The 13,733-nt window shown below is 65.9% G+C and carries 10 protein-coding genes; 2 read left to right on the top strand and 8 right to left on the bottom strand.

All coding sequences use genetic code 11. The features are described 5' to 3' along the window. The first annotated feature begins 115 nt into the window (after window positions 1-115). Window positions 116-913: an arginyltransferase gene (locus tag SP6_RS02560; RefSeq protein WP_007404005.1), complete on the top strand. Its 798-nt coding sequence runs from the start codon at window positions 116-118 to the stop codon at window positions 911-913. 63 nt (window positions 914-976) lie between these two features. Here SP6_RS02560 and SP6_RS02555 read toward each other — a convergent pair whose 3' ends face one another. The 4 genes from SP6_RS02555 to SP6_RS02540 form a co-directional block, all read right to left on the bottom strand. Next, window positions 977-1,747, bottom strand: coding sequence for a transglutaminase family protein (locus tag SP6_RS02555; protein WP_007404241.1), 771 nt, complete (start codon window positions 1,745-1,747; stop codon window positions 977-979). Beyond that, complete coding sequence (locus tag SP6_RS02550; protein WP_007404195.1) at window positions 1,747-2,682, bottom strand: alpha-E domain-containing protein; 936 nt, start codon at window positions 2,680-2,682, stop codon at window positions 1,747-1,749. Before SP6_RS02550 ends, SP6_RS02555 begins: the two co-directional genes overlap by 1 nt. Beyond that, window positions 2,682-4,175: a circularly permuted type 2 ATP-grasp protein gene (locus tag SP6_RS02545; RefSeq protein WP_007404118.1), complete on the bottom strand. Its 1,494-nt coding sequence runs from the start codon at window positions 4,173-4,175 to the stop codon at window positions 2,682-2,684. Before SP6_RS02545 ends, SP6_RS02550 begins: the two co-directional genes overlap by 1 nt. 208 nt (window positions 4,176-4,383) lie before the next feature. Beyond that, a complete protein-coding gene (locus SP6_RS02540; RefSeq protein ID WP_007405875.1) occupies window positions 4,384-6,411 on the bottom strand; it encodes a protein-disulfide reductase DsbD family protein in 2,028 nt (675 codons plus the stop codon). A 67-nt stretch (window positions 6,412-6,478) separates the two neighbouring features. On the opposite strand from SP6_RS02540, the gene SP6_RS02535 reads away from it, so the two are divergent. Then, on the top strand, window positions 6,479-8,185 hold the full coding sequence (locus SP6_RS02535) for an alkaline phosphatase family protein (protein WP_007405903.1): 1,707 nt from the start codon (window positions 6,479-6,481) through the stop codon (window positions 8,183-8,185). A gap of 111 nt (window positions 8,186-8,296) precedes the next feature. Here SP6_RS02535 and SP6_RS02530 read toward each other — a convergent pair whose 3' ends face one another. From SP6_RS02530 to metH, 4 genes are all read right to left on the bottom strand, one after another. After that, window positions 8,297-8,914, bottom strand: coding sequence for a DUF1989 domain-containing protein (locus SP6_RS02530; RefSeq protein ID WP_007405898.1), 618 nt, complete (start codon window positions 8,912-8,914; stop codon window positions 8,297-8,299). Beyond that, window positions 8,911-9,630, bottom strand: coding sequence for a guanitoxin biosynthesis heme-dependent pre-guanitoxin N-hydroxylase GntA (gene gntA, locus SP6_RS02525; RefSeq protein WP_037569280.1), 720 nt, complete (start codon window positions 9,628-9,630; stop codon window positions 8,911-8,913). Before gntA ends, SP6_RS02530 begins: the two co-directional genes overlap by 4 nt. 122 nt (window positions 9,631-9,752) lie before the next feature. Next, window positions 9,753-10,901 (bottom strand): EAL domain-containing protein, encoded by a 1,149-nt coding sequence (locus SP6_RS02520; RefSeq protein ID WP_007405914.1) that lies wholly within the window; start codon window positions 10,899-10,901, stop codon window positions 9,753-9,755. A 201-nt stretch (window positions 10,902-11,102) separates the two neighbouring features. After that, window positions 11,103-13,703, bottom strand: coding sequence for a methionine synthase (gene metH / locus SP6_RS02515; RefSeq protein ID WP_007405873.1), 2,601 nt, complete (start codon window positions 13,701-13,703; stop codon window positions 11,103-11,105). Window positions 13,704-13,733 lie beyond the last annotated feature (30 nt).

Raw genomic sequence — 13,733 nt, 5'->3', positions numbered from 1 at the left:
CCGCCGGACAGGGCCTGATGACCGTCCCGTTTCCGAACAACTTCAGGCCATCCCCTCGGCCAGCAAATTCGTTAAGAAAGCCTTGTTCTCGAATCCCTGAAGGAAGTTCCAGGCGGTGACTGCGCCTTTCCGTTTTCCGCGCTTTTTCGTCACCAGCCCCGCCCCCTGCCCCTATCTGGCGGGTCGTGAGGAGCGGAAGGTGTTCACCGAACTCAATGGCGAACATGCCGGCGAACTCAACGAGGCGCTGAGCCGCATCGGTTTCCGCCGCAGCCAGGGGGTCGCCTATCGCCCGTCCTGCGCGGGCTGCACCGCCTGCGTCTCGGTGCGCGTCGTCGCCGACGGGTTCCGCGCCAACAACACCCAGCGCCGGCTGCTGCGCCGCCATGCCGATCTGGAGGTCACCGCCTGCCAGCCCTGGGCGACCGCCGAACAGTTCGAGCTGCTGCGCCGCTATCTCGGCCAGCGCCACCCCGGTGGCGGGATGGCGGCGATGGACGAGAGCGACTATGCCGACATGGTCGAACTATCCCCCGTCCAATCGGTCGTCGTCGAATATCGCGAACCAACCGGCCCCGATGGCGAGCGCGGCCGTTTGCTGGGTGCCTGCCTGACCGATCGGCAGGGTGACGGCCTGTCGATGATCTACAGCTTTTTCGAGACCCAGGATGAAAGCCGGCCGGGACTGGGCAATTTCATCATCATGGACCACATCCTGCGCGCCCGCGCCGCGGGACTGCCTTATGTCTATCTCGGCTATTGGGTGAAGGGGTCGCCGCGCATGGCGTACAAGACCCGCTATCAACCGCTGGAGGCACTGGGCCCGCGCGGCTGGTCATTGCTCTGCCCCGACGCCCCGGATGTCGGTGGTCCGCCCGCCGTCGAAACCGCGATCGAGGCAGGCGAGGAATAGTCACCCCGCAGATAGGGCGCCTGCCGCCAAGCCTCAGCCCCTAAGGGGCGGAGACTGCCCGCTCTATTGGGTCGCGTCCGTCAACGAAACCATGTCGCTCCATGCCTCACCGGCGATCGGCACCGCGCCTGCCGCATCCAGCGCGACGGCGACCCGGACATGCGTGTCGGTCGGCGATAACCCGATCGCCGGGTCGAAGCCGAGCCAGCCGATCCCCTCGACATAGGCCTCCGCCCAGCAATGCGGCCGCGCCGCGTCCTCCTGCGCGACGAAGCCCGACACGAACCGCGCCGGCAGCCCGAGCGACCGCGCGCCGGTGCAGAAGAGATGCGCAAGATCACACGGCCCCGATTTAGCCTCACCCAGCAGGGCCGCCGCGTCGACCCCGGAGTCATGGTCGATCGCGAAGCGGCGGTGAATCGCGGCGTTCAGGCTATGCAGCACCGCCAGGGGGCCATCGCAGTCCCGGACCGCCTCGGCGGAAAAAGCGCTGATCGCCCCGGTAGCCGGTGTGGCGGAGGTGCCGCGCAGATAGAGCGCGGGCGGCAGCGTCTCGTGGGTGCCGCGTACGATGCCATGTGCGTCGCTGGTCAGGATATCGCCCGTCGCGGTGATCGTCACCGTCTCAACCGGCTCCTCAATGTACAGCATCGTCACCGCATTGCCGAACCCGTCACGGCCCGCACGCATCCGGGCATCGCAATCGACGTCGATCCGCCAATGCGCGACGGTCTGTTCATCGCTATTGTCCGGGGTCAGCCGCAGCATCTGGGCCACGCCGCTACCCCGCGCTCGCGGCCGATGGACGATCTGGTGCTCGATGGCGATCCGCATCAGGCGAACTTGAACTGGCGGCCGATAGCGCCGTGCAGTTGGGCATTCTCCAATATGAAGGCTTCGAGATATTGGTGGAGCCCGCCCGCGATCACATCGCCTGAACGTGTCTTGCTCATCCGGCTCGCGCGTAGTCTCGCCATTCGATCCGCCTCCCCATGCTGCCCCGTGCGCCGGGCAAGCTGCCCCAGCACGTCCACCGTTTCCTCGACCGACGCCGCCAAGCTGCGCGGCAATTCGGTGCGCGCAATCAGCAGGTCGATCACGTTCGAAGGCTTGAGCCCGTCCGAATAGAGCCAACGATAGGCGGTGACGGCGGAAACGGTCTGAAGGATCGTCGTCCACTGGTCGCGGTCGACGACGCCGCCGATCCGCTCGCCCGCCGGCAGCAGGATGTGATATTTGACGTCGAGCAGCCGTGCGGTGTTGTCCGCCCGCTCGACCGCTTGGCCCAGCCGGATGAACCAGGTCGTCTGGTTGCGCAGCATCCGGTGGACCGCGCCCTCGAAACCGCGCGTCTCGTTCTTCACCGCCTCGACCAAGCTCAGCACCGCGCCGGGTTCGTCCGCCACCGGCTTGGCCTCGAAATGCAGCCAGGCGCGGTTGATCGCACTCCACGCCTCGCGGGTGAGCGCGGTGCGGACCGCGCGGGCGTTGGTCCGCGCCATATCGACGCAGCGGACGATTGACCCGGGATGGCAGGACTCGACCGTCAGGAAGCGCGCCACCTCACGCCGCCGCAACTCGCGCCCGCCCTCGGCAAAGGCGCTGGCGGTGTCGGTGACGGCGAGTGCCGATCCCCAGGCCGCAAGCCCCGCCGAGCGCGGCGACAGGACGTCCAGCCGCACCGTCGCCTCGACCAGCCGGGCGATGAAGTCGGCTCGCTCGAAATAACGCCCGAGCCAATAGAGCGAGGAGGCGGTCCGCGAGAGCATCAGCGGTCCCCCTGCATCTGGATTTGCGACACCTGGGTCTGGGTCTGCACCCAGTGATCCTGTTCGGGCGGCATCAGCACGAAACTGTCCTTGGTGCCGCCGCCCTGGCTGGAATTGACGACCAGCGAGCCCTCGCGCAGCGCGACGCGGGTCAGCCCCCCGGGAGTAACCTCAACACCCTCGCGCCCGGTCAGGACGAAGGGCCGGAAATCGACATGCCGCGGCGCGACGCCGCTTTCGACCAGGGTCGGCACCGTCGACAGGGCCAGGGTCGGCTGCGCGATGTAGCGATGTGGCTCGGCGATCAGCGCGGCGCGGAAATGCTCGATCTGCACCTTCGTCGCGGTCGGGCCGACCAGCATGCCATAGCCCCCCGATCCATCGACCAGCTTGACCACCAGTTCGTCCAGATGATCAAGCACATAGGCCAGCGATTCCGGCTCGCGGCAGCGCCAGGTGTCGACATTCTTCAGCTTGGGCTCGGCGCCCGAATAATAGCGGACGATATCGGGCATATAGCTGTAGATCGCCTTGTCGTCCGCTATGCCGTTGCCCGGCGCGTTGAGGATGGCGACATTGCCCGCCGCATAGGCCGCGATCAGGCCGGGCACGCCCAGCATCGAGTCCGGGCGGAAGACCAGCGGATCGAGGAAGTCGTCATCCACGCGGCGATAGATGACGTCGACCTTCACCCGCCCCGCGATCGTACGCATCCAGACGATGTCGTCATCGACCACCAGATCGGCCGCTTCGACCAGCTCGACCCCCATGGAGTCGGCCAGGAAGCTGTGTTCATAATAGGCCGAGTTGTAATGGCCCGGCGTCAGCACGACGCAGGTCGGCTCGGCGACGCCGTGCGGTGCCACCGACTTCATCGTCGCGAGGAGGCGATCGGGATAGCTGTCGACCGCCGCCACGCGGAACTGTCGGAACAGCTCGGGGCAGAGGCGCAGCATCGCCTCACGATTTTCCAGCATATAGCTGACGCCCGATGGCGTGCGGGCATTGTCCTCCAGCACGAAGAAATCATCGGGTCCGGTACGAACGAGATCGATGCCGCAGATATGCGCCCAGACGCCGTGCGGCGGACGCATGCCCGCAATCTCGGGGCGGAATTGCGGATTACCGAAGATCAGGTCGGGCGGCAGGATGCCGTCGCGCAGGATCTTCCGCTCGCCATAAATGTCGTCGAGAAACGCGTTGATCGCCTCGACCCGCTGGACCAGTCCTTCGGACAGGCGCGCCCATTCGTCATGCAGAAAGACGCGCGGCACGATGTCGAACGGGATGATCCGCTCGGCCGCGTCGCTCTCGCCGTAAACCGCGAAGGTGATGCCCAGCTGGCGGAAGGTCGCCTCGGCCGATTGCTGGCGACGGCGTAGTTCGGTGTCGGATGTGTGATCGAGCCAGCGTTGCAAAGCGGCCAGTTCGGGGCGCGGCGCCGATGCGTCCAGTCCCCCCATGATTTCGTCGAACGCGGCGATAGTCCCCATCCGGTAGCTACGCTCCCCCTGCTGCCTGGGTTCCATGCTGCACCGCATGGTGGCGGGGCACAAGGGGGTCTTCCATCTATTCCTCCCCTTAAAGGGGAGGTGGCAGGCCGCCAGGCCTGACGGAGGGGTGTCCCACTATCGAGAGGGCGACACCCCTCCGTCGCGCTCCGCGCGCCACCTCCCCTTGCAGAGGAGGAATTACAGAGACTTACGCCCCGAGCTTCTCCAGCATCGACGGCGTCAGCACCTGGGGCAGCACTTGCGGCTCCTTCGCTCCCGGCGCGTAATAGAGGTAGAGCGGCACCCCCGCGCGATTATGCTGTTCGATAAAACGTCCCAGCACGGGATCGCCATCGGTCCAATCGCCGACCAGTACCGCCACCTTGTTGCGGCCGAACGCCTCGCGCACCGAGGAGCGCTCGATCGCGGCGGCCTCGTTGACCTTGCAGCTCAGGCACCAGTCGGCGGTGAAATAGGCGAAGACCGGCCGCCCCTCCTTGCGCAAGGATTCCAGCTTGGCTTCGGTGAAGGCGGTGTCGGCGGAGGCCTTGGCAATGGCGGCGGCGGGACGGACGGTCACGACGATCCCCACCGCCAGCACCAGCGCGACGATAGCGGGCCAGCCCGCGCGCCCCTTGCCGCCATGCTGACGCAGTCCCGTCCACCACAGCCCGAGCGCGATCAGCAAGGTCGCGGCAAGGCCCAGCGTCATGCCGCCGACCCCGGCCTCCTGCCCCAGCACCCAGGCAAGCGCGAGCGCGGTCAGGAACATCGGCACCGACAGGATGTGGCGCAGCCGGACCATCCACATCCCCGGCTTGGGCAGGCGACGCCGTAGCGCGGGGATGAAGCCGATCGCCAGGAAGGGCAGCGCGATCCCCAGCCCCAGCCCGGCGAACACCGCCAGCGCCGCCGCCGCCGGCAACACCAACGCCGCGCCCAGCGCCCCGGCCATGAACGGCCCCGAACACGGCGTGGCGACGAACGCCGCCAGCGCGCCGGTGGCAAAAGCGCCCATCGCCCCCGACCGCCCGGCAAAGGCCGGCGTCGGCAGCTCGAACAGCCCTGCCAGATTGAAGGCGATACCGACGACCAGCAGCAGCAGCACGCCGATCACGCGCGGGTCCTGCAACTGGAACGCCCAGCCCGCGCTCTGCCCACCGGCGCGGAGCGCCAGCAGGATGACGCCCAGGCCGACACAGACCAGCACCACCCCCGCCGTATAAGCCAGCGCCTCGGCGCGGGCATGACGTTCGTCACCGCCGCCCCGCGCCAGGCTCAGCGCCTTCAGGCTGAGGATCGGGAAGACGCAGGGCATGATGTTCAGCACCAAGCCCCCCAACACTGCGCCCAGAAAGGCCAGCGCGATCGCGCCGAACCCATGCTCGGCACTACTCGTACTAGCGATCGCGCCCGGCTTGGCGGCGAAGGCCAGGCCGTTGCCGTCGCCGATCGACAGCACGCCCGATACCGGCCCCGCTGTCGGGACCGCAGCAGCGGGAATCGACAGGATCGCCTGATCGCCCTGGCGCGTCAGCAGCTGATCGGCGGCATGGTCGATCACCCCGCTGCGATCCGGGAAGAAATAGACGTCCTTGACCGCGACCCCGGCGGGCAATGGCACGGCGATCCGTACCGTCTTGCCCTGCGTCTCGATCACGCCCTCGCCCCCCAAGGGCTTGGGCAGCGCGGCACGCCAGCGGTCGAACTGGCTACGCGTCGCCGGATCGACCGCGCCGTCACCCACCTTCAGTTGGGTCGACAGCGTCTGGGTCTCGGGAACGCAGATCGTGTCGGTACAGACCAGATAGTCGAGCTTCACCGAGACGGGCAGCGGCGTGCCCGGCGCCATCCCCGCCGGCACCGACAGGTCGACGAGCAGCGCGAAGGGCCGCTCATAGACATAGTTCATCAGCCCCGCGATCTTCAGCCGACCGGGCACCGGATAGCGCAGTTCGCCCGCCGTCACGCCGGAGGGCAAGGTCCAATGCGCCTCGGTCGGCAGGCCGGCATCGCCGCCATTCTTCCAATAGCCGTGCCAGCCCCTTTCCGGCGTGGCGACGATCGCCAGCGTCACCGTGCTGCCGGCCCGGGGCACGGCGCTTTCGGCCACCAGACGCATCGGCAGATGGATCGCACCGGGCTCCGCCGAGGGCGCGGTATCGGCCTGGGCCGGGACGGCGGCGGCGATCCACATGAATATCGCCGTCATCAGGATGTAAAACCAACCGCGCATCGACCTTGCCCTATACCCGTTTGGCGTTCCATAGCGCCGCCGTTCACGCTTTGCATCAAGGATGCCCATGACGTCGCTCCCCGTCGCGCTTCGCACCGCGCTCCTCGCCTCCGCTACCCTCTTCGCGGCGCCCCTCGCCGCCCAGCAAGCAAGCCCGGAGCCCGGCCCCGCGCCGACCAGCCTGACCAACCGTCCGGCGACGACGCCGCTCGCCCCCTTCCCCGCCACGCCGCCCAAGCTGATCGTCGCGATCTCGGTCGACCAGTTCTCGGCCGATCTGTTCGCGCAATATCGCAACCGCTTCACCGGCGGCATGGCGCGGTTGTTGACCGGCGCGGTCTTCCCCTCGGGCTATCAGAGCCATGCCGCGACCGAGACCTGCCCGGGCCACTCGACCATCCTGACCGGCTATCGCCCAGCGCATACCGGGATCATCGCCAACAACTGGGTCGACCAGACGGTGAACCGCGCCGACAAGATCGTCTATTGCTCGGAGGACGAAAGCGTCGCGGGCAACGACCATAATAACTACACCGTCTCGGACATGCATCTGAAGGTGCCGACGCTGGGCGAGCGGATGAAGACCGCCGATCCCCGCGTGCGCACCGTCTCGGTCGCGGGCAAGGACCGAGCCGCCGTGATGATGGGCGGCCACAAGATGGACGAGATCTGGTGGTGGGACGGCAAGACCTATGTCTCCTATGCCGGCCGTGCGGTGCCGCCGGTGGTCGAGCGGACGCGCAAGGCGGTGGCCGACCTGATCGCCCGTCCGCAGGAGCCGCTGCCGCTGCCCGGCTTCTGCAAGGCGGTCGATCGCCCGATCACCGTCGGTGGCCAGACGATCGGCACCGGCCGTTTCCAGCGTGCGGCGGGCGACTTGAAGGCGTTCCGCGTCTCGCCCGCTTCCGACGCGGCGGTGCTGGCGATGGCGGCGGGCTTCGTCCAGGATATGCAGCTTGGCAAGGGGCCGGCGACCGACATCCTGTCGGTGGGTCTGTCGGCGACCGATTATATCGGCCATGCGCTGGGCACCCAGGGTGCCGAGATGTGCATCCAGATGGCCGAGCTCGACCGCTCCCTGGCCGGCTTCTTCGAGGTGCTCGACCAAACCGGCGTCGATTATGAGGTGGTGCTGACCGCCGATCACGGCGCGCATGACATGACCGAGCGGCAGCAGATCCGCGCCATGCCGATGGAAAGCCATGTCACGCAAGAAGCGAGCACCAAGGACATGTCCGCCGCGATCGCGCGCGACCTGGGCCTGTCCAACACGTCGCCCGTGCTGATGAGCGCGGAGAGCGATGTCTATATCAACCGCGCGCTATCCCCCGCCGTGCGTGCGAAGGTGCTGACCGACGCCAAGCGCCGCTACGAGGCGCTGCCCCAGGTCGCCGCCGCGCTGACCCGCGACGAAATCGCCGCCACGCCTTGGCCGACCACCCCGCCCGAAACCTGGACGCTGCGCGAGCGGGCCCGTTCCTCCTTTGATCCCCAGCGATCGGGCGACCTGCTCGTGCTGCTGAAGCCGCGCGTCACAACCATCGAGGAGCCGCGTCCCGGCTATGTCGAGACCCATGGCTCGCCCTGGGACTATGACCGCCGCGTGCCGATCCTGTTCTGGCGCAAGGGGATGACGGGCTTCGAACAGCCCTTGTCGGTCGAAACGGTCGATATCGCGCCGACCCTGGCCGCGACGATCGGCCTGCCGATGACCGGCGTCGATGGCCGTTGCCTGGACCTCGATCCGGGCCCTGCGGATACGTGCAAGCGCTGAACGGATATTCCTCCCCTGCAAGGGGAGGGGGACCACCGCATAGCGGTGGTGGAGGGGTGTCACCGTCAGCGTGGACACCCCTCCGTCAGTCCTTCGGACTGCCGCCCCCCCTTACAGGGGAGGAATACCCTCGGGACGATCCACGCGGTACTGGATCGGCTTGAACGACCCGCCGTTCGAGGCCGGCGCCGAACACGCCGTCAGCCCGATCACCAAATCCATATGCGCGACGAAGCGGATATGGTCCCCCGGCCCACTCAGCGGCGGCAGGACCTCCAGCTTGCCCGTCTCGCCATTCACCGGCACGTTCATGAAGCAGTTGAACGCCACCGGTATCCGGTCAGGCAGGACGCCATGAGGCTCCAGCGCGGCGGCAAGATTGCCGAAACAGCCCCGGTGGCGCGGCAGATCGGGATAGAAATGGTCGAAGGTATCGACCGAACAGGGCGTCAGCAGGAAGTCGTGCATCCCCACCGTATCCGCGACGATCTCCAGCATCACCCGCGATCGGTTGGAATAGAGCTTGTGGCCGGTGGTCAGCCGGATCGTCTCGGCATAATCGAGCGTGCGCCCCGATGAGATGACCTCATCCAGATCGTCGGCGTTGAAGGCGAGCAGATCGGCGACCTGACGGCCGCGCGGATCGATCACCGTCAGACTATCGCCCTTGGCCATGCGAAAGGCATCGCCGCTGCGCGGGGGGATTTCGACCGGGGCGGACGCGGTCATGGCTCCACGCCGTCCGACTGCCCGGCATAGTGGAACGGGCAACGCCACCCCGCCTCAACCACGCGTCCGCTATATTGCCGTGCTTCGCTCATCTCGCCGTGACGGGCGAGCATGGGATTGCGAGATCCCGCCAGCGCCTCGTCGCGAACCATGATCTTCTCGCGCATCGTCTCATATTTTCCCTGCGCGCGCAGTATCTCGAACTGGTCGTGCAAATTGAAGATCATCGCCGGCCGGGGAAAGCGGCGGGCCGGGCGGCTAGCATGGGGATGGAGCCCGACAACAAAGAAGGCCTCCCCACCGAATGAAAGCGAAAAGTGCGGGTCGTCGGGGTCAGAGCTGACCCGCGAATCCCAGTCCTGACCCAACCAGACGTCCTTGTCCGACAGCGACTGGATACGCGCCCACACCGCCCGCTCGAACGCCGCTTCGTCCAATTCGGTCGGGCCGGCGAAGACCACGGCCAGGCTGCGAAACAATTGCGGCTCGGCGCGATACTGTTCGGCGAAACGGCGCAGCACGTCGTGGATGCGAAGATCATCCCAGGCGCTGGCGATATCCCGCGCGCCCAAAATCTCCAGCGTCCCGCGCGCCATGGCCGACTTGGCGCCGACACAGGGAAAATCGGCGGCGGCAATATGCGCGCGGAGAAGATCGGCGGACTCTCCCCCGCTGGGGTCGGTCACGGGAAAAAGGCTGCTTCGGGTTTCTGACATGGGTTGGGCAAACGCGGCGAGCATAAGCCGCGTTCCCGAAAAACCGATCAAAGACAGAGGATTGGCTAACTCTCTTGACAAAGTTGATAAAGATCAAGGTGGGAACTTGGGGCTACCCGATCTTAGCCATGCCCATTCTGGGGAATCGCTATACCGTGCAGCGGGTGGGTCACTCCGACGCGCTCCACCGCCGGGCGCCCATAGTGATAGCCCTGGTGCCAAGTCGCCCCGCTGAAGAAAGCGATATCGGCCATGGCCTGCGTCTCCACCCCCTCGACAATGACCGTGCCGCCCAGTTCGCGGATCAGGCCGATCAGATAGGGCAGGCTGTGGCAGGGACTTTCGGTCCGTGCCGCCCGCTGAAGGAACAGCCCGTCGATCTTCACCAGCGCGGGCATGAGGTCCATCAACTGTCGGATCGAGGTATAGCCCGCTCCGAAATCGTCGAGCGCCAAGGTCACGCCGATTGCACGCAGGCGCTGCGCGAAGGCTATGGTCTGACCGATATGGGTGATCTGCTCGGTCTCGGTGATCTCCACCACCAAACGGCGCGACAGGTCGGGGTCTTCGGCCAGATCAGCCAGCACGCCGCCCCACCAGCCGTTCAGATGCGCCGATGTCGCCGAGATGTTGACGCCCAGCGTGGCGGACGGATCGGCGCGAAGATGCTCGAGCACCAGATCGACCATCAGCCGGTCGAAGCTGGATGCAAGCCCCGTTCGCGCCAAGGCGGGAAAGACCAAAGCCGGCGACAGCAGATGCGCCGGCCCGGCAAAGCGCGCCAGCCCTTCATGATAGAGGACGTGATCGGGATGGCGGTAATCGCACACCCTCTGCCAATGCACGGCGACACGCCCCTCGCGCATGCAACGAAAGGCCTCGACCGCGATGTGCATGTCGCTTTCATACAAGACCGGCCAGCGCTCGCCATGGTCACGGCGGATTTCCCGCGCCCGGCGGTAACAGGGCACATTATCCCCTCGCCAGGAGATGATGGCATGGACCATGACCTCCTGACCATCGTCGGGCATCAGAATGGAAATGGGATCGGCACTCAGCCGATAGCATAGATCGGCCAGACGCGGATCGGAGTCCCCATCACCCGATGCCAGCCGAAACGCGCCGCGACGACGCGCAGGCTCAAAGGCGAGCCCGGCCTCGGCCAGACGATCGCGAACACAGGCGACGACCTGATCGACGACGGAAAGACCCCAACAAGCTTCGATCAGCGCAAGATTGCTGATCTCAATGTCATAATAGCCATCCGACATAGCAAGGCACCCCCGCACAGGCGGCGCGTCACAGTCCCACCCCCGGTGAACGTGCCGATAATATTGCGGGTAGTTAGCAAGCGCGCCTACTGTTGCAAAGAGACAACATTTTCATTAACCATAAATATTACGGCACCGTACCGATGACTTCGATCCTGCTCGGCGACGCTTTAACTTATGTAATCAAACTGAAATCCCAGTTTAGTCGAGATTGGGCCGCAACCATCGCGTTGCCAGTGCCATATCGACGCCACGCCGCGTCGCATAATCGGCCACCTGATCCTCGCCGATCCGCGCCACGCCGAAATACTCCGCCTGGGCATGACCGAAGTAGAAGCCGCTGACCGCCGCCGTTGGCAGCATCGCGAAGCTGTCGGTCAATTCCAGTCCGACGGCCTGTTCGGCACCGAGCAGATCGAACAAGGTGCGCTTGATGCTGTGTTCCGGGCACGCGGGATATCCCGGCGCGGGGCGGATGCCGCGATACTGTTCGCGGATCAGCGCTTCGTTGGTCAGTTGCTCGTCCGGCGCATAGCCCCAGAGCGTGGTGCGGACATGTGCGTGCAGCCGCTCGGCAAACGCTTCGGCCAAGCGATCGGCGAGCGCCTTCAGCAAGATGTCGTTGTAATCGTCATGCTGGCTGCGGAAGCGTTCGATATGCGCATCGATACCATGGATGCCGACCGCGAAGCCGCCGATCCAATCTCCCGCCGGATCGATGAAGTCAGCCAGGCACATATTGGCACGGCCTTCGCGCTTGGCGATCTGCTGGCGGAGGAAGGGGATGCGGGTCTCCCTGCCATCCGCCGTCAGGATTACATCGTCGCCGTCGCGGCGGCAGGGCCAGAGCGCGGCGACACCGCGCGCGGTCAGCCATTTCTCGGCGACGATCCTGTCGAGCATGGCCTGCGCATCAGCATAAAGGCCACTGGCGCTCTCGCCGACCACTTCGTCGGTCAGGATGGCGGGGAAATTGCCCGCCAGTTCCCAGGCGCGGAAGAAGGGCGTCCAGTCGATATAGTCGCGCAGGTCGGACAGGTCCCAATCCTGATAGACATGGACGCCCGGCTGCTTCGGATCGCCCGCCTTCAACGCCATGTCCGCCACGAACCCACGCGCGCGCGCTTCCTCCAGCGGCAGGAGGGCATTGGCCCCCTTGCCTTCGCGCGCCTTGCGGACGGCTTCGTAATCGGCGGCGACCTGCGCGACATAAGGATCGCGCTGGGTATCGGACACGAGCGTGGTGGCCACGCCGACCGCGCGGGATGCGTCGAGGACATGCACCACCGGCCCCGAATAAGCGGGCGCGATGCGCAGCGCGGTGTGGACCTTGGACGTGGTCGCGCCGCCGATCAGCAGCGGCATGGTCATGCCCGCGCGCTGCATCTCCTCGCCCACCGTCACCATCTCGTCGAGCGATGGGGTGATGAGGCCCGACAGGCCGATCATGTCGGCGTCATTCTCGTTCGCCGCCTCGATGATCTTCGACCAAGGGACCATGACGCCCAGATCGACCACCTCGAAGCCGTTGCACTGGAGCACGACGCCGACGATGTTCTTACCGATATCGTGGACGTCGCCCTTCACGGTCGCCAGCACGATCTTGCCCTTGCCCTTGGCGCCCGGCTCCTTGGCGGCCTCGATGAAGGGGAGCAGGTGGGCGACGGCCTTCTTCATCACCCGCGCGGACTTGACGACCTGCGGCAGGAACATCTTGCCCGATCCGAACAGGTCGCCGACGACGTTCATCCCGTCCATCAGCGGTCCTTCGATCACCTCGATCGGCCGCGCGAATTGCTGGCGGCATTCCTCGGTATCGTCGACGACATGCGCGTCGATGCCCTTGACCAGCGCATACTCCAGCCGCTTGGTCACCGGCAGGCTGCGCCATTCGGCCGCCTGCTTCTCCGCCACCGCATCGGTGCCGCGATAGCGCTCGGCCAGCGCGACCAGCCGCTCGCCTGCCTCGGGATCACGGTTGAGGACGACATCCTCGCACGCCTGGCGCAGTTCGGGATCGATCGTGTCATACACATCGAGCTGGCCCGCATTGACGATCGCCATGTCCATGCCCGCCGGGATGGCGTGATAGAGAAACACCGAGTGCATCGCGCGGCGCACCGGTTCGTTACCGCGGAACGAGAAGGACAGATTCGACAGACCGCCCGAGATATGGACGTGCGGGCAGCGCGCCTTGATCTCGCGGCACGCCTCGATGAAATCGACGCCATAATTGTTATGCTCTTCGATGCCGGTCGCGACCGCGAAGACATTGGGGTCGAAGATGATGTCTTCCGGCGGAAAGCCGATGCCCATCAGCAGGTCATAGGCGCGCGCGCAAATCTCGACCTTGCGGTCCTTGGTGTCCGCCTGCCCGACCTCGTCGAACGCCATCACCACCACCGCCGCGCCATAGGCCATGCAGCGGCGGGCGTAATGGAGGAACGCCTCCTCGCCTTCCTTCATGCTGATCGAGTTGACGATCGGCTTGCCCGAGACGCACTTCAGCCCCGCCTCGATCACGCTCCATTTCGAGCTGTCGATCATGATCGGCACGCGCGCGATATCGGGCTCGGCGGCGATCAGCTTTAGGAAGGTCGTCATGGCGAATTCGGCGTCGAGTAGCCCTTCGTCCATGTTGACGTCGACCACCTGCGCGCCATTCTCGACTTGGCTGCGCGCCACCTCCACCGCGCGGGTGTAATCACCCGCCAGGATCATCTTCTTGAACGCGGCCGAACCGGTGACGTTGGTCCGCTCGCCGACATTGACGAAATTGGTGGAGGAGGCAGTCTGAGTCATATTTCGATCTCTATTCCTCCCCTGCAAGGG

The organism is Sphingomonas paucimobilis NBRC 13935, from assembly GCF_000739895.2.
In the GTDB taxonomy this organism is placed as follows: Bacteria; Pseudomonadota; Alphaproteobacteria; order Sphingomonadales; family Sphingomonadaceae; genus Sphingomonas; species Sphingomonas paucimobilis.
The sequence above is the reverse complement of the archived record's forward strand: the minus strand, read 5'-3'. Positions and strand labels throughout refer to the sequence as shown.